19 protein-coding genes are annotated in these 26611 nt (G+C 63.6%); 10 read left to right on the forward strand and 9 right to left on the reverse strand.

The genetic code is table 11. From position 1 onward, the window contains the following. Positions 1–72: 72 nt before the first annotated feature. The gene (locus JET17_RS24715) at positions 73–516 is read right to left on the reverse strand and encodes a response regulator (protein ID WP_012316605.1); all 444 of its coding nucleotides are present in this window, start codon (positions 514–516) and stop codon (positions 73–75) included. Positions 517–701: 185 nt separating this feature from the next. On the opposite strand from JET17_RS24715, the gene JET17_RS24720 reads away from it, so the two are divergent. The 8 genes from JET17_RS24720 to JET17_RS24755 all read left to right on the forward strand — a co-directional run bounded on the left by JET17_RS24720 (position 702) and on the right by JET17_RS24755 (position 11779). Further along, positions 702–2639 (forward strand): putative nucleotidyltransferase substrate binding domain-containing protein, encoded by a 1938-nt coding sequence (locus JET17_RS24720; RefSeq protein WP_012316606.1) that lies wholly within the window; start codon positions 702–704, stop codon positions 2637–2639. Next, positions 2636–3346, forward strand: a complete 711-nt coding sequence (locus JET17_RS24725) for a PolC-type DNA polymerase III (RefSeq protein WP_012316607.1) — start codon at positions 2636–2638, stop codon at positions 3344–3346. Before JET17_RS24720 ends, JET17_RS24725 begins: the two co-directional genes overlap by 4 nt. 163 nt (positions 3347–3509) lie before the next feature. Continuing rightward, complete coding sequence (locus JET17_RS24730; protein WP_012316608.1) at positions 3510–4028, forward strand: RNA polymerase sigma factor; 519 nt, start codon at positions 3510–3512, stop codon at positions 4026–4028. Then, positions 4025–4981 (forward strand): FecR domain-containing protein, encoded by a 957-nt coding sequence (locus JET17_RS24735; protein WP_012316609.1) that lies wholly within the window; start codon positions 4025–4027, stop codon positions 4979–4981. Before JET17_RS24730 ends, JET17_RS24735 begins: the two co-directional genes overlap by 4 nt. Before the next feature lie 160 nt (positions 4982–5141). Continuing rightward, positions 5142–7574: a TonB-dependent siderophore receptor gene (locus JET17_RS24740; protein ID WP_012316610.1), complete on the forward strand. Its 2433-nt coding sequence runs from the start codon at positions 5142–5144 to the stop codon at positions 7572–7574. A gap of 48 nt (positions 7575–7622) precedes the next feature. Continuing rightward, positions 7623–8735, forward strand: coding sequence for a PepSY-associated TM helix domain-containing protein (locus JET17_RS24745; RefSeq protein WP_042111814.1), 1113 nt, complete (start codon positions 7623–7625; stop codon positions 8733–8735). After that, entirely contained in the window at positions 8732–8908 is a 177-nt protein-coding gene (locus JET17_RS24750) for a hypothetical protein (RefSeq protein ID WP_012316612.1), read from the forward strand. Before JET17_RS24745 ends, JET17_RS24750 begins: the two co-directional genes overlap by 4 nt. A gap of 66 nt (positions 8909–8974) precedes the next feature. Beyond that, positions 8975–11779, forward strand: coding sequence for a dermonecrotic toxin domain-containing protein (locus JET17_RS24755; protein WP_012316613.1), 2805 nt, complete (start codon positions 8975–8977; stop codon positions 11777–11779). Here the strand turns inward: JET17_RS24755 and JET17_RS24760 are convergent. The 8 genes from JET17_RS24760 to glnE all read right to left on the reverse strand — a co-directional run bounded on the left by JET17_RS24760 (position 11740) and on the right by glnE (position 21807). Next, a complete protein-coding gene (locus JET17_RS24760) occupies positions 11740–13182 on the reverse strand; it encodes a lipopolysaccharide kinase InaA family protein (protein WP_012316614.1) in 1443 nt (480 codons plus the stop codon). The genes JET17_RS24755 and JET17_RS24760 overlap by 40 nt on opposite strands. Further along, a complete protein-coding gene (locus tag JET17_RS24765) occupies positions 13182–13934 on the reverse strand; it encodes a lipopolysaccharide kinase InaA family protein (RefSeq protein WP_012316615.1) in 753 nt (250 codons plus the stop codon). The genes JET17_RS24760 and JET17_RS24765 overlap by 1 nt, the downstream gene beginning before the upstream one ends. After that, positions 13931–14665 carry a lipopolysaccharide kinase InaA family protein gene (locus tag JET17_RS24770; protein WP_012316616.1) on the reverse strand — a complete coding sequence of 245 codons (735 nt, stop codon included), beginning with the start codon at positions 14663–14665 and terminating at the stop codon, positions 13931–13933. The genes JET17_RS24765 and JET17_RS24770 overlap by 4 nt, the downstream gene beginning before the upstream one ends. After that, positions 14665–15471 carry a lipopolysaccharide core heptose(I) kinase RfaP gene (gene rfaP, locus JET17_RS24775; protein WP_012316617.1) on the reverse strand — a complete coding sequence of 269 codons (807 nt, stop codon included), beginning with the start codon at positions 15469–15471 and terminating at the stop codon, positions 14665–14667. The genes JET17_RS24770 and rfaP overlap by 1 nt, the downstream gene beginning before the upstream one ends. Then, positions 15468–16592 carry a glycosyltransferase family 4 protein gene (locus tag JET17_RS24780; RefSeq protein ID WP_012316618.1) on the reverse strand — a complete coding sequence of 375 codons (1125 nt, stop codon included), beginning with the start codon at positions 16590–16592 and terminating at the stop codon, positions 15468–15470. The genes rfaP and JET17_RS24780 overlap by 4 nt, the downstream gene beginning before the upstream one ends. Further along, positions 16592–17650 (reverse strand): lipopolysaccharide heptosyltransferase I, encoded by a 1059-nt coding sequence (gene waaC, locus JET17_RS24785; protein ID WP_012316619.1) that lies wholly within the window; start codon positions 17648–17650, stop codon positions 16592–16594. The genes JET17_RS24780 and waaC overlap by 1 nt, the downstream gene beginning before the upstream one ends. After that, positions 17651–18700 (reverse strand): lipopolysaccharide heptosyltransferase II, encoded by a 1050-nt coding sequence (gene waaF / locus JET17_RS24790; protein ID WP_012316620.1) that lies wholly within the window; start codon positions 18698–18700, stop codon positions 17651–17653. Between the two features lie 173 nt (positions 18701–18873). Continuing rightward, complete coding sequence (glnE, locus tag JET17_RS24795; RefSeq protein WP_012316621.1) at positions 18874–21807, reverse strand: bifunctional [glutamate--ammonia ligase]-adenylyl-L-tyrosine phosphorylase/[glutamate--ammonia-ligase] adenylyltransferase; 2934 nt, start codon at positions 21805–21807, stop codon at positions 18874–18876. 383 nt (positions 21808–22190) lie between these two features. Between glnE and aceE the strand changes: the two genes are divergently transcribed. Next, complete coding sequence (gene aceE, locus JET17_RS24800) at positions 22191–24836, forward strand: pyruvate dehydrogenase (acetyl-transferring), homodimeric type (RefSeq protein ID WP_012316622.1); 2646 nt, start codon at positions 22191–22193, stop codon at positions 24834–24836. A gap of 13 nt (positions 24837–24849) precedes the next feature. Continuing rightward, positions 24850–26493 (forward strand): dihydrolipoyllysine-residue acetyltransferase, encoded by a 1644-nt coding sequence (gene aceF, locus JET17_RS24805; protein WP_012316623.1) that lies wholly within the window; start codon positions 24850–24852, stop codon positions 26491–26493. Positions 26494–26611: the final 118 nt, after the last annotated feature.

Consider the following 26611-nt stretch of genomic DNA (forward strand, 5'->3'; position numbering starts at 1 on the left):
ACAGGAGGATCGCATTCCCCTGTAGGAGCGGCCTTGTGTCGCGAAAGGGCTGCAAAGCAGCCCCAATCCCGCTCACTCAAGCTTCAATTCTTTCTTCACCAACCCCAGCAATTTCCCCAGATCCACCGGCTTCAGCAAAAAATCCACCACCCCCAGGTGCATCACATCCACCGCCTCTTTCACATCGGTGTCGCCTGACACCACGATGATCGACAACGCCGCCCGTTCCGACTCACGTATCTGCCGGATCAGCTCCAGGCCATCCTTGGGCTGCATGCGCAGGTCGGTGATCATCAGGGCAATGCGCGGTTCGTAATGCAGTTTGAACATCGCCTCCTGAGCACCATCGGCCTGCATGCAGTCGATCCCCCTGCTCTTCAGGTAAAGGCACAGGGCCTCACTGTTCACCGGGTTGTCATCAACCACCAATACCACCGGCCTGGGCGCAACAGGCGCACTCAACCCGGCCAGTGCCTCGCGTTCGGCGTCACTCAGGATGTCGTCATGCTCAACCATGGTCGTCTCATCAAATAGTCTTGCTCACCGGTAAGACCGCAGCTTGCGATATTGATCACACTACGCTCATAGACTTACGTCCAATGGGCACCGCACGGCCGTCAGCCGACCATGGGGACCGAGAACAACAAGGCCGCACCTATATATAGATATATATAGTTCGGCGTAGCGATACGGTCAGTGTCATGAGCAAAAACGACGCCTACACCCAGGCGGGCAGAACTGCCGTTCTGCAGAACATTCAGGGCACCCTGCAGTTTTTGCAGCGTTTCCCGCCGTTCAACCAAATGGAACACAGCCACCTGGCGTTCCTGGTGGAACAGTGCCAGTTGCGTTTCTACGCCAGCGGGGAAAGCATCATCAAACCCGCTGACGGCCCGGTGGAGCACTTCTACATCGTCAAACAGGGGCGCGTGGTCGGTGAACGCCAGCACCTGGTCAAGCCTGGTGTGGAAACCACTTTCGAGATCACCAGCGGGGAGTGCTTCCCGCTGGCTGCCCTGCTCGGCGAACGCGCTACCCGCACCGAACACCTGGCGGGCGAGGACACGTTCTGCCTGCAATTGAACAAAGCCGCCTTCATCCGTGTGTTCTCCCTGTCGGATGTGTTTCGCGATTTTGCGCTGCGTGGCGTCAGTAGCTTGCTAGACCAGGTCAACCAACAGGTACGTCAGCAAGCGGTGCAAACACTCGGCACCCAATACTCGCTGAACACCCCACTGGGTGAACTGGCCATGCGTCATCCGGTGGTCTGCACCCCGGGCACGCCGCTGCGCGACGCCGTGCGGTCGATGCACGAGCAACAGGTCGGCAGCATCGTGGTGGTCGATACGCAGCGTTACCCGGTGGGCATCTTCACCCTGCGTGACCTGCGCCAAGTGGTGGCCACTGTCGATGCCGACCTCGGTAGCGCAATCGAACGGCACATGACCGTCAAACCCTTCTACCTCAGCCCGCAGGCCAGCGCCTTCGACGCGGCCATGGCCATGACCGAGCGACACATTGCCCATGTTTGCCTGGTGGACAACCAGCGCCTGTGCGGCGTGGTCTCGGAGCGCGACCTGTTTTCCCTGCAACGGGTCGACCTCGTGCACCTGGCCCGCACCATCCGCCATGCACCGCGCCTGGACTCGCTGGTGGCGCTGCGTGGCGAGATCGGCCAGCTGGTGGAGCGCATGCTCGCCCACGGCGCCTCCTCGACCCAGATTACCCAGATCATCACCCTGCTCAACGACCACACTGTCTGCCGGGTAATCGAACTGGCTCTGGCCGAACGCGGCGACCCTGGGGTGCCGTTCAGCTGGCTGTGCTTTGGCAGCGAAGGGCGACGTGAACAGACCCTGCATACCGACCAGGACAACGGCATCCTGTTCGAGGCAGCTGACAGCAGCGAAGCCGAAGCCATTCGCGCCCGTCTGCTACCACTGGCCCACTACATCAACCAATGCCTGGCCCAATGCGGCTTCACCCTGTGCAAGGGTAACGTCATGGCAGGCAACCCCGAGCTGTGCCTGTCGCGCACTGAATGGGCACGGCGTTTCGCCGGCTTCATCCGTGAAGCCAGCCCAGAGAACCTGCTCGGCTCGAGCATCTATTTCGACCTGCGTGTGGTCTGGGGCGACGAACAGGGTTGCGAACAACTGCGCCAAAGCGTGCTGGAACAAGTAGCCGAGAACCGCATTTTCCAGCGCATGATGGCCGACAACGCCCTGCGTCAGCGGCCTCCGGTAGGCCGCCTGCGCGAATTTGTCCTGACCCGCCAAGGCAACGACAAGGCCGCAACCCTGGACCTCAAGGTCCAGGGCCTGACGCCCTTCGTCGATGGTGCCCGGCTGCTGGCCCTGGCCAATGGCATCGGCGCCTGCAATACCCTGGAGCGCCTGCGCCAGCTGGTCGACAGAGGCGTTATCGAGGCACTCGACGGCGCGGCCTACGAAGAGGCCTACCATTTCATCCAGCAAACGCGCATGCAGCAGCACCAGCGCCAAAGCCGCGATAATCAGCCGTACTCCAACCGCCTCGATCCGGACAGCCTCAACCATCTGGACCGGCGCATCCTGCGTGAGTCGCTGCGCCAGGCGCAGCGCCTGCAAAGCAGCCTGGCCCTGCGGTACCAGCTATGAGCCTGTTCGCCTGGCTGCGCCCTGCCGCGCCGGCCCTGGACGATGCACTGCATCAACGCCTGGCGCGCCTGCCAAAACCCGCACCGCTGGGCGTGTGCTCGCTGCGTGATCAGCGCTGGGTGGTGCTGGACCTTGAGACCAGCGGCTTGAACCCCAACCGCGATCAGGTCCTGTCGATCGGTGCCGTAGCCATCGAAGACGGCGCCATCGACTTCTCCCAGCAGTTCGAGCGCACCCTGCACCGCCCGGCCCAGAAAACCAACGCCAGTGTACTCATCCATGGCCTGGGCCCGAGCGCCCTGGCCGCAGGCAGCGACCCGGCCGAGGCGTTGCTCGAACTGCTCGAGTTCATCGGTGACAGCCCGGTGCTGGCATTTCATGCACCTTTCGACCAGCGCATGCTGGCTCGGGCGTTGAAAGAAACCCTTGGTCATCGCTTGCAACTGCCCTTTCTCGATGTCGCTGAACTGGCGCCCATGCTCAACCCAGACACCGTACTGCGCGAAGCCGGGCTGGATGACTGGGTGGCGCGCTTCGGGCTGCAGGTGGATGAGCGCCACCACGCCAGCGCAGACGCCCAAGTCACTGCTGAGCTGGCGTTGATCCTGTTCAGCCAGGCCCGTCGCCAGCAGCTCGACAGCCCGTTGCAGCTGGAGCAGCGGTTGCGCAGGTGGCGGCGGCGCAATGTGCAGGGGCATGGGCTTTAGAAACATACCCTTTGAAGGGGCTGCGCCCGTAGTATCGGACACCGCCCCCCCCATGACAGTCAGTGGCAACCCGATAAGCGTCCATTGCGCCACGCCCCCCGCCTCTGCAACAATCGCGAATAATTATCGTTAGTTAACGCATTCGTTCCGGGGGGGACACTGCTTGTCTTCTGCTCAGAGCCCACACGCCGAACTGGTCGGTGCGCTGTACCGCGACCATCGCAGCTGGCTGCTTGCCTGGCTGCAACGCAGCATGGCCTGCCGTCAGCGTGCTGAAGACCTGAGCCAGGACACCTTCGTGCGTCTGCTCGGGCGCGAACAACTGGACACCCCCCGTGAGCCGCGCGCATTCCTGGCCGCAGTGGCCAAGGGGCTGATGTTCGACCACTTTCGCCGCGCCGCCCTGGAGCAGGCCTACCTGGCCGAACTGGCCCGCTTGCCGGAAGCCGAACAACCCTCCCCAGAGCTTCAGCACCTGATCCTCGAAGACCTCAAGGCCATCGACCGCCTGCTCGGCAAGCTGTCGAGCAAGGCACGCACGGCATTCCTGCACAATCGCCTGGACGGCATGGGCCACGCCGAAATCGCCGAGCGCCTGGGCGTATCGGTATCGCGGGTGCGCCAATACATCGCCCAAGGCATGCGCCAGTGCTATGTGGCCCTGTATGGGGAGCCGACGTGAACAACTCACCGGTTTCTGCCGGGGTCCTTGAAGCTGCCATCGCCTGGAAACTGAGCCTGGACGACGGTACCGGTACGCCCGACGAGCGCAGCGAGTTCATGCGCTGGCATGCCGCCAGCGAAGAACACGCTCGCGCCTGGCGCCAGCTGGGCGCCCTCGATCAGCGGGTAAGTGCCGCCGCCGGCCACGCGCGCCAGGCCCTGCAGCAATCGCGCGCCGGGTTGCGCCGGCGGGTGGCCAAGGTGGGCGGAGGGCTGGCCGGCATGTTCCTGCTCGGCTCACTGCTGGCCTGGGTCGGCGCGCCCTCGCTATCGGCAAGCTACTGGTTGGCCGATCAGCGCACCGCCACCGGCGAACTGCGGACCTTGCGCCTGGAGGACGGCACGCTGCTGAGCCTGAACACTCATACCGCGGTCGACATCGACTACGAAGGCGACCAGCGTGTACTGGTGCTGCACCAGGGTGAAATCTCGGTGGAGACCGGCCACCAGGACCCTCGCCCGTTGCTGGTGCGCACCGAAGATGGCCGCCTGCGCCCCTTGGGCACGCGCTTTCTGGTGCGTCGCGAAAACCATGGCACCCGCCTGGAAGTGTTGCAGGCCTCTGTCGCAGCGCAGCCGCTGAACAGTGGTGACGAGCAGGTACTGCGTGAGGGCCAGCAGGTGCTCATGAACGCAAATGGCCTGGGCCGTATCGCGCCAGTGCAAGCCGGTGCGGATGCCTGGACCCGCGGCATGCTGGTGGTGGACAACATACGCCTGGCCGACCTGGTAGCGCAGCTGGGCCAATACCGTAGCGGCCACTTGGGCGTAGCCGATGAAGTGGCCGACCTGCGCGTGACGGGGAGCTTCCCGCTGACTGACACCGAGCTGGCCCTCGCATCGCTGGTGCCCGCGTTGCCGGTGAAGATCGAGCGGCATACCCAGTGGTGGGTGAGCGTGGTGCCCAAGTAGCACCGTAGCGCCCCCGTGGAGCCGGCTTGCCGGCGATGAGGCCTAAGCTGGCTGCGTACAAATACAAACCATTTCCACTTTTTTTCCAGATACCCCTGTCACTTCTGAAATCTCGCTCGGCAAGGAAGCAATTAGCACTTATCCGTCGAGGAACCGCTGCATGTCCCGTGCCGTTGATCGTATCCTGCGCCCCAGCCTGATGGCCTTGGCCATCGCCCTGGCTGCCCCGTTGGCCAGCACTGCCCTGTTCGCCGCCGAGCAGTCCGCACAGCGCGCCTACGACCTGCCCAGCGCCCCGCTGGCCACCACCCTGAACCAGATCGCCAGCCAGTCGGGCATCGCCCTGGCCATCGACCCGGCACTGGTCAGCGGCCGAAACTCGGCGCCGGTCAACGGCCAGTACGACGGCCTCGGCGCCCTGCAGGCCGCCCTGCTCGGTACCGGCCTGCAGCTGCAGCAGAGCACTGTCGGCAGCTACAGCCTGGTGGCTGTTCCTGATGGCAGCCTGGCGTTGCCCGAGACCGCGATCAATGCCGATGCATCGTACGAAAGCGCCTGGGGCCCGGTTGACGGCTACCTGGCCAAACGCAGCGCCGCGGGCACCAAGACCGATACCGCGCTGGTCGAAATTCCTCGTTCGATCTCCGTCGCCACCCGTCAACAGATGAGCGACCGCGGCGTTCACAGCCTGGATGATGCGGTGCGCTACATGCCCGGCATCGTATCGGCCAGTTTCGGCAGCGACACACGCTATGACTGGATGCGCGTGAGGGGCTTCGAACCGACTCAGTTCCTCGACGGCCTGCCGCTGCCACGTGGCGTTTACGCTAACCCGAAAGCCGAAACCTGGAACCTGGACCGCCTCGCATTGCTGCGTGGCCCAGCGTCCTCACTCTACGGCCAGACCCCACCCGGCGGCCTGCTGGACATGGTCAGCCGCCGTCCGCAGGCCGAAAGCGCAAATGAAATCGAAGTGCAATACGGCAGCGACAACCACCGCCAGATCAACTTCGCCAGCACCGGCAAAATCGATGACCAAGGGCAGTTCCTGTACGGCGTCAGTGGCGTGATTCGCGATGGCGGAACGCAGATCGACCATATAGACGACAAACGCTACAACATTGCCCCAAGCCTGACCTGGAACATCGACGACGACACGTCACTGACCCTGCTGACCCAGTTCACCCGCGACGATACAGGCGCTACCAGCCAGTTCCGCCCCATTCAGGGCACCAAGATCGACATGCCATTCGGTAAGATCTCCCACCACAAGAACCTGGGGGATCCGGACTACGAGTTCTACGACCGTACCTACTACGCGCTGGGCTACGCCTTCGAGCACCGGATCAACGATGTGTGGCAGTTCCGCCAGAACCTTCGCTATACCAAGACTGACCTGTCCTTTCAGACCATCACCCCTGGCAGCTACAACACAACCACTCCTCCGGTACAAGACGACGGTACCGTCAGCCGTATGTCCACCAACACCGATGAAGACATCAGCCAATTTGCAGTGGATAACAACTTCCAGGCTGACTTCACCACTGGGGACATCAGCCACACCCTGCTGGTCGGCCTGGACCACCAACGTGTCAACACCAATTACCTGTCGATCTTCGGCTTCAACGTGCCGGACAGCAACGTCATCAACCCGGTCTACGGGCTGCCAATCACACGGCCGGATCGCTCCACGGCGTTCTATGACTACAACCAGAAAACCCGCCAGACCGGCCTGTATGTTCAGGACCAGATGGCGTTGGGCAACTGGCGCCTGACGCTGGGCGGTCGTGAAGACTGGGTGCATACCAGCACCAGGTTCCTGAACCAGGGCGATGCCACCAACACCCAGAGAGACAAGAAATTCAGCGGCAACGCGGCCATCAGCTACGTCTTCGACTCGGGCTTCGTGCCTTACCTTTCGTATGCCGAGTCGTTCCAGCCGGTCAGCAATGCTGCCGCATCCGCCACGGAGTCTTTCAAACCGACCGAAGGCAAGCAGTGGGAACTGGGCATCAAATACCAGCCACCGGGCTCCAACACCCTGTTGTCCGCAGCCGTATATGACCTGACCCAGAAAAACGTCTCGGTCACCAACAACGAGGGCGGTGTGACCGTTACTAGCCAGACCGGCGAAGTGAAGGTTCGTGGCCTGGAGTTGGAAGCCGTTTCCGACGTCACCGAAAATCTGAAGGTGACTGCGGCCTACACCTTGGCCAAATCCGAAGTGCAGGACGGCATCTACAAAGGCAACCGCCTGCAACTGATGCCTAACCAGCAGGCCTCGCTGTGGGCCGATTACACCTGGCACACCGGCGTGCTCGACGGCTTCGGCATCGGCGCTGGCGCGCGCTACACCGGAAACACCTATGGCGATCAGGGCAACACCTGGCTGGGCAAGGCCGATGCGTACACCGTGTTCGATGCCTCCGTGCACTACGACCTGGGGCGCCTGAGCTCCAGCCTGAAGGGCGCATCGGTAGCGGTCAACGCGACCAACGTGTTCAACAAGGACTACATCTCCACCTGTGACAGTTACTACTGCTACTACGGTGACGAGCGTAGCGTCGTCGCCAGCGCCAGCTACAAGTTCTGAGTACCCAGGGGCCGCTAAGCGGCCCCCATGAGAAATTTCGGTACCGTGATGAAAAGCCAAACCATCCGCCGCTGGTCCGTGATTCACACCTGGAGCAGCCTGGTCTGCACCCTGTTCCTGCTGTTGCTGGCCCTAACCGGCCTGCCGCTGATCTTCCACCACGAAATCGAGCATCTGCTCGGCGACGCACCAAAGCTGCGCGAAATGCCTGCAGGCACCCCGCACCTGGACCTGCAGCAACTGGTGCTCAAGGCCGAGCAGCATCGTCCAGGCGAGGTGATGCAGTACTTCGGCTATGACGAAGACGAACGCAACGGCGTGGTGGCGATCACCGCTGCCACTGCGGGCACCGAACCCAATTCGTCACACACCTTCATGCTCGACGCCCGCACCGGCGAAGCCGTCGCCATGCCGGCCGCCAACGGCGGTTTCATGATGATCATGCTGCGCCTGCACGTCGACATGTTCGCCGGGCTGCCCGGCAAGCTGCTGCTGGCGTTCATGGGTGTGTTGTTCGTTGTCGCGATCATCTCCGGCACCGTGCTCTACGCACCGTTCATGCGCCGCCTGCAATTCGCCACGGTGCGCCACGACAAATCCCGCCGCCTGCGCTGGCTCGACCTGCACAACCTGATCGGGGTGGTGACCCTGGCCTGGGCGCTGACCGTCGGTGTAACCGGGGTCATCAGCGCCCTGTCCGACCTGGTCATCGCCGCCTGGCGCAACGACAGCCTGGCCGCAATGGTCGCGCCCTACCGTGACGCCCCACCACTCACCGAGCGCGCACCGGCCAGCCGCCTGCTGGACATCGCCAAGCAGGCCGCACCCGGAATGCGCCCAGACTTCATCGCCTTCCCCGGCACGCGGTTCTCCAGCGAGCACCATTACGCCGTGTTCATGAAAGGCGCCACCCACCTTACATCGCACCTGCTCACGCCCGTACTGATCGATGCGCGCAGCCTGCAGGTGACGGCAGTGGGCGAACGCCCCTGGTACATGGACGCCATGGGCCTCTCGCAGCCACTGCACTTCGGCGACTACGGCGGGCGGCCGATGCAGATCCTCTGGGCAGTACTCGACGTGTTGACCATCATCGTGCTCGGCAGCGGCCTTTACCTGTGGTGGGGCAAACAGCGCAAAAACCGGGAGGCGCGGGCATGAGCCACAAATCGCAACCGACCCTGCGCATCTTCACCTGGCCTGCCGCCATCAGCCTGCTCGGCGCCGCCGGCCTGTTCGCCGCCTTGCTGGGTGACGGCGCGTGGGATGCCCTGGCCTGGCTGGGCCTGGGCATACCCGCGATCCTCGGGCTGCAGGGGCTATGCGGGCGATAACCGGCTACCGCTTCGGCCCTTGCCCTGGGCCCTAACGTTGCGCCTCCCTGACCGAAGGAGCGCAACATGCTACCGCTGGAACGTATCGAATTCGTCGACCAACAGATCATCGCCCTGCTGGCACAATTGCCAAGCCCCGACCGGCCGGGACTCACCCGTCAGCAGCTACAAGGCGAACTGGCTGAATACTGGGCAGCCTGCGACCCCCAGGGCCGCTCGCGCAGGGTCCGCCTATGCGATCTGCGCCGCGCCCTGATGCATGCCGAGTTGAATCTACGCCAAGGCGACCGGACCTTGCCCACCCCCGAGGCCGATGCCCTGAGCCTGTGCCTGGACCTGCCCAACGCCTGGCAACGCCGGCCCCAAGCGATGGCCACACGTGCCCAGATATACCGCCTGGTCCTCAGCCGTAGCCAGCCCCACAGCCGAGCGGTGCTGCCAGGTATGTTCGTGGTCATCACCGGTAACGACGAGGCTGCCGAGCTCACCCCGGAGCAGGCCCACGGGCCGGCGTTGCTGTGCGGCCTGACCCAAGGCATCGAGGCCTACGCATCGCTGGCCGAATTGCACCTTGAGCTGTGCGAACGCCTCGACGACCCACTGCAGGGTCCGCCACTGCTACGCCTGCTGGTCGATGGGGAGCGTATAGAGAACGCCGCCAAGGCCGACCGCCTGCGCTACGAATGGTATGCCGATGACCCGGTGCAAGCCCAGGTCGACGCCCTGATCGAAGCCCAGCGCCTGCGTGTCAACCACGCCTGGACATCTGCCCATGGCGCCCTGGCACCCGCCGCCGAGACGCTGCGCAGGGCCCTTTCACTGGCGGCCGAAGTCGGCAAGCAAGCGTTGCTCGAAACGCGCTACGGCCTGCTGCTGGAAAAAAACCTGCCCAACTGGTTGAGCACGGCAGGGCCCCAGGCGCTTACGCACATCATGCAGACCATGCAACAACTGGTCGCCGCCGGCAATCGCATCGCCGCGCCAGGCATCCTCACCCTGGCGCAGTTCCGCGAGAAGGAGAGTTTGCAGAACTGGGCCCGCGCGCGCGTAGAGGAACGCCTGCGCCACGATCATGGCCTGCGCTACGCAGCCGCCGACATCATGGTACATGTGGTGCACAGCCGTCAGGCAGGTCCGCAGCTGAACCCCTTCAACCCATCGAGCTACGTCACCTGGCGAGGTTTCGAGCGCGTCGGTGGGCAGATGGTCGAGCTAACCAGGGAGAGTTACCCGCTGCACGAGCTGGCGTTGCGCAACCTGAACTGGTTCGACTACGACTATTGGCTCACCGCCCGGGTAACCCACCGTCAAGACAAGCCATTACCCGAAGCGCTGAACCCGGCCTACATCAAGGCGATGATCAGGCACCTGAATGTCGGCGGTAGCTATCATGCCTACCTGAAAACCCAGTTGATCGATTCCCCGGTCGGGGGATGGCGGCTCAATGCCCATGCTTTGATCAACCGCGCCCGCATGCGCGCCGAGGCCGCCAAGGCACTTTACGCCGGGCACTTTGGCCTTGCCTATCAGGCTGACCAGGGCTACCGCTGGGTACGTCAGGTACTGGACTACCCACACAACGCGCTGCGCCCCCCGGTGGACAACCAGCGCATCACCGTGCGCCAATTGACGATCCATGGCCATACCCTGCAAGGCGTTTTGCTGATCAATGCCGAAAGTGCCGGCACAGGCGCGTTCATCCTCTACACACCGGACGCACCCGACCGCCGCGCCTGGCGCGGGCTGAGCAATGCCCGCGAACTGATGCGGCTGCTACGCACACAACCCGACCTACGCGCCTACGCCGCCAGCCGCCTGCCCCTGCTGGCGCCTGTCCGTATCGAACAGCTGCTGAGCAAGGGCCGGCTCAGCCCCGTACTGCGCACTCCAGCCATCGAAAATGAGCTGTTCTTTGCCTACTACATGGCTCAGGTGCGCGGCTGGTTGGCAGTGGTCGATGCCCAGAGCCGCACCACCGGGGAAGCCGATCTCCAACAGGGCACCGACCTGATCTGGCGCTTGCTCGACCTTATCAGCCTGGTGCTGCCCGCCCGTGTGCAGGTTCCGCTCGCGCTGGGGCGCATGGTGATCGAGATCTGGAACGGCCTGGAAGCCTTCAGCGAAGACGATATCAACGGCGTGCTGACCCATACGTACAACGCCCTGAGCTATGCCAACGACGCTGGTACCAGCGTCGTCAGCACCGGCCTGATGCGCCGGATGATGCGTGGCATGCCAACGCAACCACCGTTGCCACTACCCTCGCGCTACAGCGTCACGCCTGCGCTGGAACACCTACGCTACGCCATTGACGGTGTGCACGGCGAAGGCGTGTTCGAGAAAGCATCGACATTCGAAGGGCTGACCCTGTATTTCATCCAGGATGCCCACGGCCGGTATTACAAGGTCTCATTCGACGGCCATCGCTGGCGGGTCATCGACCCGACCCAACCCGACGCTTACCTGCTGCAGCCGGTCAAACGCCTGGCCAATGGCAACTGGGTCATCGACTCACCGGTGCTGTGGTACGACGGCCTTCCCGATCTGCCGCAGTTGTTGGCCAGCTGCCGCCTGCAGCCGCCATTGGCGGGTGAGGTGGTGGACACGCTGGCAGGGTTGTATCGGGCAGACGACCAGCTTTATCTGCAAACCCCTGCCGGGCAACTGCCAGTGCGCGCGCACCTGCTCGCCGGGCGCTACCACCTGTTGATCCCGCACGCACGGGAAGCCGGCGTGGTGCCGTGGGCGATCCTGCGCTGGCAAGACCGGCAGTGGCGCGTCCGTGTGCGCCAGGCAGGGCGCAGCAGCGATTGGCTGGCGCTGCCGGATGCCTACTCGCCGAGCCTTGGCAACAACCGGTCGAGCCGCTGATGCAAGGCACTGCTGCTCGGCCAGTTGCGCAGCAGCCGCGCCCGATCACGGGCGTAGGCCGGGGCAAAGCTGAGCCCGGTGGCGTGCTGGCACATGGCGTCAAGGTCGATCAAGGACCATTGGCCGTTGTGCCAGAACAGGTTGTGGCCCTTGAAGTCGCCATGGCTGATACGCTCGCGGATCAGTTGCTGCATCACTTCCACCAGGGCATCGACTTGCTCTTCTGGCGCCTCGCCGTTTTCCACATAAGGGGCGAAGCACGCGGTGAGGTCCGGGCCATCGACATGTTCGGTGACCAAGTACGCCCGGCTGCGCAGCCCCATGACGCGCTGCTCCAGCACTGCCAAAGGGCGCGGCGTGGCGATGCCCAGGAACTCCAGGCGGTGGCCTTCAATCCAGGAGTGCCAGGCCCGGCTCGGGCGCCAGAAACGCTTGAACCAATGCGCAGTGTTCTTGATGTTGTAGCGCTTGAGTACCAGTGAGCGCCCACCCACCTCGACACGCGCCACGCTGGCCGCCCCGCCTGTCTTGTACAGGTGGCCTTGGTCGATCAATGTATCGGCCTGTTCCAGCACCGGCAGCATGGCCTGGACTTCGCTGCGGCGAATCGCCCGCAAGCCCGAAAGGCTGCGCTCGACGCTGAACAGTGTGCATTCGCGGCCGGCCTTCTCCAGGTAATCCTTGAGGCGCCAGTTCCGCACCTTGTCCACCTGCTTCTGTAACGCTTCCATCGGCAACGCGTGCTCGGCATTGGCCAACAGGTAATGCACCAGCAGCTCTTCGATGAACGGCTCCAGGCGCTTGGGCAATTGGGCGAAGAAAACCCCGAGGTTTTCCAGCACACGCGGACGCGACAGCTGCTGGCCTGGTGTTTCGGCCTTGATGCCAGCGCCATCGATCAGGTACAGCTTGCCGCCGTGACGCAACAGGTTGTCCAGGTGCAAATCTTCCTGCCAGAGGCCCTTGGCATGCATCTGCGCCACGGCAGTCAGCGCTTCGCCAAGCACCAGGTGCTGTTCGTCGGCCAGCACCGGCAGGTTTGCCACCTCGTCCCAGGCATCGGCCAGGCTTTCGGCGCCGTCGAGGAACTCGAACAGCAGCCAGCCACCCTCACCTTCCTTGAGCCCATCGGCAAGCAGCTTTGGCGTTGTCAGGCCCTGTTCGGCCAGCAACCTCACACCCTCCAGCTCCCGTTGGAAATGGCGCGCGGCGTTAGCGCCCACCAGCAACTTGGCCAACACCGGCGTACCGCGCCATACACCGGCACCGACATAGCGCTGGCCTGGCAACACGCGCAGCAGGCTGAGCAGCTGCAGTTCGGCGTTGCCAGCGGCGTCGGCCAAGCTGATCGAGAGCGGCAGTGAAGGGCTGCGCCCGGCATCTTTCAATTCAGACAAACGCATCAGCGGGCCTCTTTTTCACGACGTCGTTGCGTCAGGCGCTGCAACCAGGTGCCGACCAGTGCGCTGTCGGCCGGCTGGGCAAGATAGGCGGCCAGCAGCTTGCGCACATCCGCTTCGCTCCAGGCCCGGGCGCGGCGCAGTAGCGGCTCCAGGTCCTTCAGGCGATCACGCATGCCGAACAGCAGTGGCCGGGTCTTCTCCAGGTCGATCAATTGCGCGTCCCAGCCTTCGCGGCGCTGGCGCAGGAAGATGTGCTTGGGGTAGAAGCAGCCATGCACCTGGCCGGCGCTGTGCAGCGTGCGCGCCAGCTGGCCACAGGCCTGGAGGATGCCGTTGCGCTCAACGTCACTGAGCTGCGGCCACTGGCCCAGCAGGCTTTCCAGGTCGCTCCATTCATCCAGAGCACGGGTGAGCAGAATCGCCCGGTGCTGGCCCGCATGCTTGCGCTCACCGTAGAACACCGCCTGCAGGGCCGGGATATGCAGCTTCTGGTAACGGCTGATGTTGCGGAACTCACGGGCGAAAGTCGGCTCGCCAAATGGGCGATGCAAAGTGCGGGTCAGGTAGTCGCTCTGGCGCTTGAGGTAATACCCTTTGCCCTCGAGCTCCAGGCGATAGACGCTGCTCCAGCCGCCACGACCGGTATTGGGTTCGTCCACGGCATCGAGCTGCAGCGCCCACAGTGCTTCGAAGTCATTCAGGCCATGGCGTTTGAGCAGCGCGAGGTCCGCGCTGGCCAGGTAATCGGTCATTCCCTTCCCTCGAAGAAGCTCAGTACCTGACGGATCCGCCGCTTGTCGCGCGCATTCAGGCGCTGGCGCTCGCGGTACTGCAAATAGAAGCGCAGACGCTGAGTCGCCGTCAGGTGGTATTTGGCGACCTTGTCCAGGCATGCCAGGTCCTTGATCAGCCGGTGGCGCCACATGAAGCCGCGCCAGAAGTCACCGGTCGGGCAGTCGATGAAGAATAGCGTGCCCCGGTCATCGACCAACAGGTTGCGCCACTTAAGGTCGTTGTGGGCGAAATGGTGCTCATGCATGACCCGGGTATGGCGCGCCAGCTGTTGGCTGATGTGCTCGACCCAGGCGCGATCGGCCAGGCGCGGATCATTACGCTCAGCCAGCGCCGACAAGTCTTCGGTGCGTGGCAGCTCGCGAGTGATCATCGCGCCACGGCCAAATGCCAGGCCATTGCGCTCCAGACCCCAGGCCACAACTTCAGCGGTCGGGATGTCCCATTTGGCGAACTGCTTGAGGTTCTGCCATTCGGCCTTGATGCGCGGCCGGCCGAGATAACGGCGCATGTGCTTGCCGGCGCCGGTGTACCGCTTGACGTAATAGTTGACCCCGTCACGCTCGACGCGGACCACTTCGCTGAGCGGGTCACGGGTCAGGCGTTCACCCTGCAGGGCAAACACTGCATCGAGACTGCCGAAGTCCGCCGCCAGCTGTTCGTAGCCAGCCGCCAGTGTCCAACCCGCCATCAGAGTGCATCCCCATAGCGTTGTTTGCGATCGTAGAGTTTCTGCGCCTTGCGATCGAGCCAGGCTAGCAGCGTGGCTTCCTCGCTGAGGATCTGGCGCAGCGGGCGTTGGAAGTATCCGCGCAGGAAACGCAGCTTGTCGCGCCGGGTAAGGCCGATGTCCAGCGCTGAGAAGTAGAGCGCGGCCAGGTCCTTGTCCCGCCAGCGGCGGCTGATTGTCGCCCGGGTCTGGGCGCGGTGCAGGTCGATTACCGACAGCTTGAAGTCTTGCGCCGTCACCGGGCGGTCGGTGTGCAGCAGGAAGTGGCAGATGTAGCAGTCGCGGTGGTTGACCCCGGCGCGGTGCATGCCGCCGGTCATCTTCGCCACTTCGGCGATCAGCGCGCGCTTGAGCGCCGGCTCAGGCGGCTGCCTGACCCAGTCGATGCTGAAGTCTTCCAGGCTGATGGTCGGCGCCAGTTCTTCGGTGACGATGAACGAGTGCTGCGTGGCCGGATTACTGCCACGCTCGCCATAGGCCACTGCAGTCATGGTCGGCACACCGACTTCATGCAGGCGCTCGATGGCCCGCCATTCCTGCCCGGCACCCAGCACCGGAAGCTTGGCGGTGAGCAGGTTCTTGAAGATTTCGCCCCAACCAATGCCACGGTGGATCTTGACGAAGAAACCTTCGCCATCGACCTCGGTGCGCAGCGTGCGGCGGCCTTCCAGCTCGCGGTACACCTCGCCTTGCAGAGCCTCCACGGCATCAAAGGCATCACGCCCGGCCCACATGCGCTTGAACGGTTCGGCCAGGATCAGCTTCATGCGCTCTCCTGCCCCAGAATCACGTCGGCAGCGTGCTGCGGCATGCTGTAAAGATCGGCGGTTTCGGCAAATGCCAGCCCATTGCGCGCCCACTCGGCACGCGCCGTTGGCGCTTCGAGCATGCGCTGCAGGTAGCCGTTGAGCTGTTCCTGCTCGAACGGCTCATCCAGCACCAGGCCGCTGTCGGCCTCGGCAATGTAATGGGCGTAGCCGCAGACTTTGGAAACCAGCACCGGCAAGCCAGCCACCAGCGCCTCGAGCAACACCGTACCGGTGTTCTCGTTATAGGCCGGGTGGATCAGCAGGTCGGCACCCAACAGGAAGCGCGGGATGTCACTGCGGCCCTTGAGGAACTGCACCTGTTCGCCCAGGCCCAAGGCTGCGCTCTGCAGCTGGAACACCTTGGGATCGTCCTGGCCGATGACCATAAGCCGGGTGCGCTTGCGCAGAGACGACGGCAGCGCGGCCAGGGCCTTGAGGCTACGGTCGAGGCCCTTGGTCTTGAAGCCCGAGCCGATCTGTACCAGCAGCAGGTCGTCATCGCCCAGGTTGAACTCCTTGCGGAACTGCGCGCGGATCTCGGCGGCATTGGCCGGCGCACGGCGGTCCTGGGAAATGCCGGGCGGCAACAGGTGAAAGCGCTCGACAGGGGTGCCGTAATGCTTGATGAACAGCGGTTGCTGCACCTCTGAAATCATCAGCACTTCGGTGCGTGCATCTTTGGCGAACACGGCCCGCTCGTACTCGGCAAAGTGCCGGTAGCGGCCCCAGCGGCGGTACAGGCCGCCACGCAAAGTCTGGGCCTTGTCCTCGAAACAGGCGTCGGCCGCGTAATACACGTCCAGGCCCGGCATCTTGTTGAAGCCGATCAACCGGTCTACTGGACGCTTGGCCAGATCGGCTTCCATCCAGGCGGTGAGTTTTTCGTTGCGACGGTGATTGAACAGCGCTTTGACCGGCGCCACCAGCACTTCGAAACCGGGCGGAATATCGCCTTCCCAGATCAGCGTGTAGACACGGATCTGGTGGCCCCGCTTCTGGCATTCCAGGGCAATGCGCATGAAATCGCGCTGCAGGCCGCCGAAGGGGAAATATTTGTAAAGCACGAAAGCCAATTGCATCAGCGGACATCCTCAGCCAGCAGCAACGCGCTCAAGCGGCTCGCCACATGCTCGGGATTCAGGCGAGTGAAGCACAGTGGCCACTCGCGTTTGAGATCGAACCGGCGCAGGTCGTCGGCGCTCGGTCTGTAGGTGCACTTTTTCTGCAGGCACGGTGCACAGGGGAAATCGCTGGCCTGGTGCACCTGCACACGGCCATAGGCGCCGGTCAGGCCCGGGTTGGTCGGGCCGAACAGCGAAATGGTAGGCACATCCAGCGCTGCGGCCAGGTGGCCCAGCCCAGTGTCCACCGCTACACAGGCCTTTGCCGCCGCCAGCACGCGGGCGACGCCGGCAAGGTTCAATTTGGGGAGCACCTGGCAGTTGTTCAAGCCCTGGGCAATACGCTCGGCGCGGTCTTTCTCGGCCGGGTTGCCCCATGGCAGGCATACCTGCAGCTTGCTGCGGCCCAGGCGTTCAGCCAGCTCACGCCAGTAGGCCTCGGGCCAGTGCTTGGTCGCCCAGGTGGTGCCGTGCAGAAACACCACATACGGCGCTGCTGGCGGCAGTTGCAGGCGGTCCAGGTCCAGGCCGTAGTTGCCGATGCCTTCGGGCAGGTCATAGGCCAGGGCCATGGCGAACAGCTGGCGCACGCGCTCTACCGCATGCTGGCCGACGGCGACCGAAAGGCGCCGGTCATAGAAGCGGCTGGCCCAGCCTTCACGCGCCGAGTAACGGTCCAGGCCGGCCACCGGCGCCTTGACGTAGCGGGTCAGCCACGCCGACTTGACCAACCCCTGGGCATCTATCACCAGGTCGTACTTGCGCTCGCGCACGCGTTGCTTGAACGCCTTCCACTCGCCGCTCTTGATGGTCTGCCAGACATTCTTGCGCCAGCGCCGAATGGCCACCGGTATCACCTGGTCGACCGCCGGGTGCCAGCTGGGGATCTCGGCGAAGCCTTCTTCCACCACCCAGTCGAAGCGGATGCCCGGGATCGCATGGGCGGCATCGGTGAGCGCCGGCAGGGTGTGGATCACATCACCCAGCGACGAGGTCTTGATGATCAATACCCGCACTTACTCGACCTCGGCCACGGTATCGATCAGGTTCGGCCCACCCAGGCTGTGCAGGGCGGCGATGACTTTGCCAGGCTCCAGCAGACGCAGGCAGTTGTAGTGGCCGAAACGGCAGGTGCGGTCGAAGCATGGGCTGCACTCGATGCCGGTGCGCACGATTTCCACCTGCTCGGCCAACGGCGGGGTAAAGCCCGGCGAGGTCGAGCCATAAACGGCAACCAGTGGGCGGTTCAACGCCGCAGCAACGTGCATCAGCCCGGAGTCGTTGGACACCACCGCGTTGGCGCAGGACATAAGGTCGATCGCCTCGGCCAACGAGGTTTCGCCCGCCAGGTTATAGGATTCTTCACGCAAACCCGGGATCAGCCGGTCGCGAATCTGCTCGCCGACCGGGTGATCATTTTTCGAACCGAACAGCCAAACCTGCCAGCCTTGACGAATCATGGCGTCGGCAACGCTGGCGTAGTGCTCTGCCGGCCAGCGCTTGGCTTCACCGAACTCGGCACCTGGGCACAGCGCAAGCACCGGGCGGTCCAGCTCCAGACCGAACTTGGCCAGCGCTGCATCACGGCTCTGCGCCTGGATCTGCAGCCCAGGCCGGGGATAAGGCTGCGGCAGCTCGGCACCCGGCGCGTAGGCCAGGGCCATGAAGCGCTCGATCATCAGCGGGTAACGCGCCTTGTCCAGTTTGCGCACGTCGTTGAGCAGGCCGAAGCGCATTTCGCCACGCCAGCCGGTGCGTTTGGGAATGCCGGCAAAGAACGGCACCAGCGCTGACTTCAGCGAGTTGGGCAGCAGGATCGCCTGGTCGTACTGGCCGGCCAGGGACTTGCCGATGCGCCGGCGCGTCGCCAGTTCCAGCGCGCCATGGCCGAGCGGGAAGCTCAAGGCCTGACGCACTTGGGGCATGCGCTCAAGGATCGGCCGGCTCCACTCGGGTGCCAGCACATCGATCACGCAGTCGGGGTGCTGCTGTTTCAGGCACTGGAACAGGGTTTGCGCCATCACCATGTCGCCGACCCAGCTGGGGCCAATGATCAGTATTCTCATGCTTAGTCCAGAAACGCTCGGGGAGGCTGCAGGCTGCGGTACAGCCTGGCCTCCCCTCTTTATATTCAGGCTATGTGGCGGACAGTGTAACACCGGTGGTGGAACATCGGCCTTTAGGCCCCTGCAGGAGCGGCCTTGCGTCGCGAAAGGGCCGCAAAGCGGCCCCAACAATCTCATGCCAATCCCAGTTCACCCCAGATCCGCCGCACCTCGCGGCGCTCATCGACAAACTGTGCCGCATCGATCACCCCGGCCTGCTTCTGCAAGGCCTGGCGGTGCGAGGCTGAGCGAAACGCCTTGTACACTTCACGCAACAAAACCGCATCGCAGGCCGGCATCAAGCCCGCCTGCTCCAGCTCTTCCAGAATGCGAATGTTATCGGTCCAGCGCAGTATGGCCGGATGGTCGTGGGACCAGGCCAAAGCGGCGTATTGCACCATAAATTCGATATCGACGATACCGCCGGCATCCTGCTTGATATCGAATGCCATCCCCGCATCGAAGGCATTGGCCGCAGTGCCCGCGGCGGTGGCCTTGGTACCCAGGTTGTCGCGCATCTTGGCGCGCATTTCGCTGACTTCGCTGCGCAGCTTGTCCAGATCACGAGCCTGGCCCAGAACCTTGGCGCGCACACCCTCGAACGCTGCCGCCACCTGCTTGCAGCCCACCAGCACGCGGGCGCGCACCAGGGCCTGATGCTCCCAGGTCCAGGCTTCGCTCTGCTGGTAGCGCTCGAACGCGCCCAGCGAGCTGACCAGCAGCCCCGCTGCGCCCGATGGCCGCAGGCGCATGTCGACGTCATAAAGCTGGCCTGAGTTGGTTTGCGTGGTCAGCAAATGGATGATGCGCTGGCCAAGACGCGTGAAGAACTGCGCGCTGTCGATCGGCTTGGCACCGTCGGTTTCCGCCTGCGGGTCGCCGTCGTGGATGAACACCAGGTCCAGGTCCGAGCCGTGGCCCAGCTCCAGGCCGCCCACCTTGCCGTAGCCGAGGATGATGAAGCCCGGGTCGCACAGGCTGCCGTCGCTGCGCTTGGGCTGGCCGTGGCGCGCCACGGTCTGGCGCCAGGCCAGAGCCAGCACCTGGTCGAGAATGGCTTCGGCCAGCCAGGTCAGGTAGTCGCTGACTTTCATCAACGGCAGGTTGCCACTGATCTCGGAGGCTGCCACGCGCAGGCTGTGGGCCAGCTTGAAGTGGCGCAAGGCCTCCATCTGCTGTTCAAGATCGTCCTCGGGGATGCGCGTCAGCCGCTCGCGCAGCTCGGCGGCCAGCTCCGGGGCCAGCGGCGGGCTGAACAGCCGGCCTTCATTGAGCAACTCATCGAGCAGCAATGGGTAACGGGCGATCTGTTCGGCGATCCAGGGGCTGGCGGCACAAAGGGTCAGCAGACGGCGCAAGGCTCCCGGGTTTTCAGTCAACAGCACCAAGTAGGCCGAACGCCGCGCCACAGCTTCGACCAGCGGCAATACACGTTCCAGTACCAGGTCAGGGTTGTCATGCTCAACCGCCTGGGCCAGCAGACGCGGGATGAAGGCATCCAGACGCTCACGGCCGATGCGCTGCATCGAGCGCAACTGTGGGCTGGCACGCAACCCCGCAAGCCTGCGCAAGGCTTCGGCGGGCTGATTGAAACCGGCCTCTTCCAGCTGACGCCCGGCGGCCTTCTCATCCTGCGCCTGCTCCCACAAGGGCGACCACTCGCCGCCAACCACCAGGTCACCCTCGCCTTCTTCTTCATCAGGGTCGGCGATGACCTGGCGGAAGTGCCAGTCAACACGGCCGCGCCAGTGCATCAGCTGATCGTGGAAGCTCTGCCAGCCGGCAAAACCGAGCATATAGGCCACGCGCTCACGGTCGGTCTCGTCATCAGGCAGCATCTGCGTCTGACGATCTGCAATGGCCTGGATGGCATGCTCGGTATAACGCAGGAACTCATACCCTTCACGCAGCTCCGCTACCACGGCCGGCGGCAGGTAACCCTGCCCCTCCAGGGTGGCCAGGACTTTAAGCAATGGCCGCTGCTGCAGGCTCAAGTCACGCCCACCGTGAATCAGCTGGAAGGCCTGAGCAATGAACTCCACTTCACGAATACCACCGGCGCCAAGCTTGATGTTCTCGGACATGCCCTTGCGCCGCACCTCCTGCTGGATCAGCTGCTTCATGGTACGCAGCGCTTCGATCGCCGAGAAATCCAGGTAACGCCGATACACGAACGGGCGCAGCATCTCCTGCAGTTGCGCGCCAGCTGCCTGGTCGCCGGCCACCACCCGCGCCTTGATCATCGCGTAGCGTTCCCAGTCGCGGCCCTGATCCTGGTAGTACTGCTCCAGGGCATTGAAGCTGAGCACCAGCGAACCGGCCGAGCCGTAGGGGCGCAGGCGCATGTCGACGCGGAACACGAAGCCATCGACGGTGACCGGGTCGAGCGCCCTGATCAGGCGCTGGCCCAGACGGGTGAAGAATTCCTGATTGTCCAGCGAGCGCTTGACCCCTTCGGTCTCACCGCCCTCGGGGAAGGCAAAGATCAGGTCGATATCCGATGACAGGTTGAGCTCGACCGCCCCCAGCTTGCCCATGCCCAGCACCACCATATGCTGCGGTTCACCACTGCGGTTACCGATCGGCGTACCAAACTGCTGGCAGTGGCGCGGATACAGCCATTGATAAGCTTCGTCGATCGCCGCGTCAGCAAGGTCGGACAGGTCGCGACAGGTTTCGCCCAGTTCAGCCTGGCGGGTGATATCGCGCCAGATGATGCGCAACTGCTGGCGGTTGCGCTCGCGGCGCAGGTTGCGTGCCAGCTCGTCTTCACTCGACGCCGCCTGGGCCGCTGCCGCGATGTGCCCACGCAGCTCGCCCGGCGTATAACGGCGGTCCATCTCGCCGCTGGCCAATAGGGCAAACAGCATCGCCGGCTCACGCTGGGCCAGGCCGAGCACAAAGTCACTGGCGGCGGCCACCTGGTCGAACTGTTGCCGGTGAGCCGGGCTCCAGGCGTTGGTGTCGAGCCCCTGATGGCTGCTCAGGGCATCGAGCAGAAACTGCCGATTACGGACGACCAGCGGTTGCAGGGAGGCAGGCAGTTCGAGCGGCAAAGGCAGGCGCATGGTCTATCCTTGATCGGCGTGAAAGTGAGAGTAAAAAGCGGCCACGAGGAAACCGGCCCCCGGTTGGACTGTCGTACAAAAGTTGGAAATAGCTGAAAAAAACGAATCATTGGCATGAAACATCAAGAATCACCCGCTCGTAGCACAACGCCAACCAACATGAACGTTTTTCCTCACAAGCCAAGGTGCGACCAAACGTCGCATTTGTGTAGTTTTACTACTATCCCGACCGTGCAAAAGCATGAAATGCGAAAGCAAATGTAGTAAAACTACACGCCGCCGGGTCACACTCCGGTAATCCAAGAATTCACGACGTCTGCCCATAAGGCCAGTCGCAAACTCAGGCCCCCGATTCTGGTGGCCTTTCCGCCCTGGAGCAAGCCATGCAAGACCTCGATCCAATCGAAACCCAGGAATGGCTGGATGCCCTGGAGTCGGTCCTCGACAAAGAAGGCGAAGACCGCGCTCATTACCTGATGACCCGCATGGGCGAGCTGGCCACCCGCAGTGGCTCCCAGCTGCCATACGCGATCACCACGCCATACCGCAACACCATCCCTGTCACCCACGAAGCACGCATGCCTGGCGACCTGTTCATGGAACGCCGCATTCGCTCGATGGTGCGTTGGAACGCGCTGGCCATGGTGATGCGCACCAACCTGAAGGATTCGGACCTGGGCGGCCACATCTCCAGCTTCGCCTCCAGTGCCACCCTGTATGACATCGGCTTCAACTACTTCTTCCAAGCCCCGACCGAAGAACACGGCGGCGACCTGATCTTCTTCCAGGGCCACGCTTCGCCAGGCGTTTACGCCCGTGCCTTCATGGAAGGTCGCATCAACGAAGAGCAGATGAACAACTTCCGTCAGGAAGTGGACGGCAAAGGCCTGTCTTCGTACCCGCACCCATGGCTGATGCCTGACTTCTGGCAGTTCCCGACCGTTTCCATGGGCCTGGGCCCGATCCAGGCGATCTACCAGGCGCGCTTCATGAAGTACCTGGAAGCCCGTGGTTTCATTCCGGCCGGCAAGCAGAAAGTCTGGTGCTTCATGGGCGACGGCGAGTGCGACGAGCCGGAATCCCTCGGTGCCATCGCCCTGGCAGGCCGCGAGAAGCTGGACAACCTGATCTTCGTCATCAACTGCAACCTGCAGCGCCTCGACGGCCCGGTTCGCGGCAACGGCAAGATCATCCAGGAACTCGAAGGCGTGTTCCGTGGCGGCGGCTGGAACGTCAACAAAGTCGTCTGGGGCCGCTTCTGGGACCCACTGCTGGCCAAAGACACCAACGGTGCCCTGCAGCGCCGTATGGACGAAGTCATCGACGGCGAGTACCAGAACTACAAAGCCAAAGACGGCGCGTACGTTCGTGAGAACTTCTTCAACACGCCAGAGCTCAAGGCCATGGTCGAAGACCTGTCCGACGACGAGATCTGGAAGCTCAACCGTGGCGGTCACGACCCGTACAAGGTCTATGCGGCCTACCACCAGGCGGTCAACCACAAAGAGCAACCGACTGTCATCCTGGCCAAGACCATCAAGGGTTACGGCACCGGTGCTGGCGAAGCCAAGAACACCGCGCACAACACCAAGAAGGTCGACGTCGACAGCCTGCGCCACTTCCGTGACCGCTTCGACATCCCGGTCAAGGATGCCGACCTTGAAAGCCTGCCGTTCTACAAGCCCGAAGAAGGTTCGGCCGAAGCCAAGTACCTGGCCGAGCGCCGCGCAGCCCTGGGTGGCTTCGTACCGCAGCGCCGCGCCAAGAGCTTCAGCGTGCCGACCCCGCCTCTGGAAACGCTGAAAGCGATCCTGGACGGCTCGGGCGACCGCGAAATCTCCACCACCATGGCCTTCGTGCGTATCCTCGCGCAGCTGGTCAAGGACAAGGACATCGGCCAGCGCATCGTTCCGATCATCCCGGACGAAGCCCGTACCTTCGGTATGGAAGGCATGTTCCGCCAGCTGGGCATCTACTCGTCGGTCGGCCAGCTCTACGAGCCAGTCGATAAAGACCAGGTGATGTTCTACCGCGAAGACAAGAAGGGCCAGATCCTCGAGGAAGGCATCAACGAAGCCGGCGCCATGTCGTCGTTCATCGCTGCCGGTACCTCGTACAGCTGCCACAACCAGCCGATGCTGCCGTTCTACATCTTCTACTCGATGTTCGGCTTCCAGCGTATCGGCGACCTGGCCTGGGCCGCTGGCGACAGCCGCACCCGTGGCTTCCTGATCGGCGGCACCGCCGGCCGTACCACCCTCAACGGTGAAGGCCTGCAGCACGAAGACGGTCACAGCCACATGATGGCGGGCACCATCCCGAACTGCCGCACCTATGATCCGACCTACGGCTACGAGCTGGCGGTGATCATCCAGGACGGCATGAAGAAGATGACCGAAGAGCAGCAGGACATCTTCTACTACATCACCGTGATGAACGAATCCTACCAGCAGCCAGCCATGCCGGCCGGTGTCGAGGAAGGCATCATCAAGGGTATGTACCTGCTCGAAGAAGACACCCGCGAAGCCGCGCACCACGTTCAGCTGATGGGCTCCGGCACCATCCTGCGCGAAGTCCGCGAGGCCGCGAAGATCCTGCGTGAAGAGTTCAACGTCGGTGCCGACGTGTGGAGCGTCACCAGCTTCAACGAGCTGCGTCGCGACGGCCTGGCCGTGGAACGCGCCAACCGCCTCAAGCCTGGCCAGAAGCCTCAGCAGACTTACGTCGAAGAGTGCCTGGCCGGTCGTAAAGGCCCGGTCATCGCCTCCACCGACTACATGAAGCTGTTCGCCGAACAGATTCGCCAGTGGGTGCCGAGCAAAGAGTTCAAAGTCCTGGGTACCGATGGCTACGGTCGCAGCGACAGCCGCAAGAAGCTGCGTCACTTCTTCGAAGTCGACCGTCACTTCGTGGTGCTGGCTGCCCTGGAAGCCTTGGCTGACCGTGGCGAGATCGAACCGAAGGTGGTGGCCGACGCCATCGTCAAGTTCGGCATCGATCCGGACAAGCGCAACCCACTGGACTGCTGAGGAGTATTTTTAAGTGAGCGAACTCATTCGCGTACCTGACATCGGCAGCGGTGAAGGTGAAATCATCGAGCTGTTCGTCAAAGTCGGTGACCGTATCGAGGCTGACCAGAGCCTGCTGACCCTGGAGTCCGACAAGGCCTCCATGGAAATTCCGGCCCCCAAGGCCGGTGTCATCAAGGAACTGAAGGTCAAGCTGGGCGATCGCCTGAAAGAAGGCGACGAGTTGCTGGTCCTGGAAGCCGAGGGCGCTGCGGCGCCCGAGGCGCCAGCCGCCGCACCTGCCCCGGCCGCAGCTCCGGCTGCTGCCGAAAAGCCGGCTGCCGAAGCCGCCCCTGCGCCGGCTGCAGCCCCTGCTGCCGCCAGCGTGCAGGACATCCACGTGCCGGACATCGGCTCGTCGGGCAAGGCCAAGATCATCGAAGTGCTGGTCAAGGTCGGCGACACCGTCGAAGCCGACCAGTCGTTGATTACCCTGGAGTCTGACAAGGCCTCCATGGAGATCCCTTCGCCCGCCGCAGGCGTGGTCAAGGAAGTGATCGCCAAGCTGGACGACGAAGTTGGCACCGGTGACCTGATCATCAAACTGGAAGTCGCCGGCGCCGCCCCGGCTGCTGCGCCAGCGCCTGCCGCTGCTGCTGCACCGGCCAAGGCTGAGGCGGCTCCGGCCGCTGCGCCTGCTGCCGCTGCCCCAGCTGCTGCCCCTGCACCGGTCGCTACCGCACCGGCTGCCGGCAGCAACGCCAAGGTTCACGCAGGCCCTGCTGTTCGCCAGCTGGCCCGCGAGTTCGGCGTAGACCTGGGCGCGGTCACCGCGACCGGTCCGCACGGCCGCATTCTGAAAGAAGACGTGCAAGTCTACGTCAAGTCGGTCATGCAGAAGGCCAAGGACGCACCGGCAGCTGCTGGCGCGACCGGCGGCGCCGGCATCCCGCCGATCCCGGTGGTGGACTTCAGCAAGTTCGGTGAAGTGGAAGAAGTGGCAATGACCCGCCTGATGCAGGTCGGTGCCGCCAACCTGCACCGCAGCTGGCTGAACGTGCCGCACGTAACCCAGTTCGACTCCGCCGACATCACCGAGCTGGAAGCCTTCCGCGTTGCACAGAAGGCCGTGGCCGAGAAGGCTGGCGTCAAGCTGACCGTATTGCCACTGCTGCTCAAGGCCTGCGCCTTCCTGCTCAAGGAACTGCCGGACTTCAACAGCTCGCTGGCGCCAAGCGGCAAAGCCGTGATCCGCAAGAAGTACGTGCACATCGGCTTCGCCGTGGACACCCCGGACGGCCTGCTGGTCCCTGTGATCAAGAACGTCGACCAGAAAAGCCTGCTGCAACTGGCTGCCGAAGCCGCGGCCCTGGCCGAGAAGGCACGCACCAAGAAGCTGTCGGCAGACGACATGCAGGGCGCCTGCTTCACCATCTCCAGCCTCGGCCACATTGGCGGCACCGGCTTCACGCCGATCGTCAACGCGCCCGAAGTGGCGATCCTCGGCGTGTCCAAGGCAACCATGCAGCCTGTCTGGGATGGCAAAGCCTTCCAGCCGAAGCTGATGTTGCCGCTGTCGCTGTCCTACGATCACCGTGTGATCAACGGCGCGGCCGCCGCGCGCTTCACCAAGCGCCTGGGCGACGTGCTGGCGGATATCCGCACCATGCTGCTGTAAAACGCAGCCAGCCTGCCCCTCTTCGGGGGGCAGGTACCCTTTTCGAGCTGCCACGCTCGTACCTCAACCCCGCCATCTGGCGGGGCTTTTTTTGCCTGCAGGGGCCCAATCGCCGGCA

The sequence above is a fragment of the Pseudomonas putida genome, assembly GCF_016406145.1.
In the GTDB taxonomy this organism is placed as follows: Bacteria; Pseudomonadota; Gammaproteobacteria; order Pseudomonadales; family Pseudomonadaceae; genus Aquipseudomonas; species Aquipseudomonas putida_E.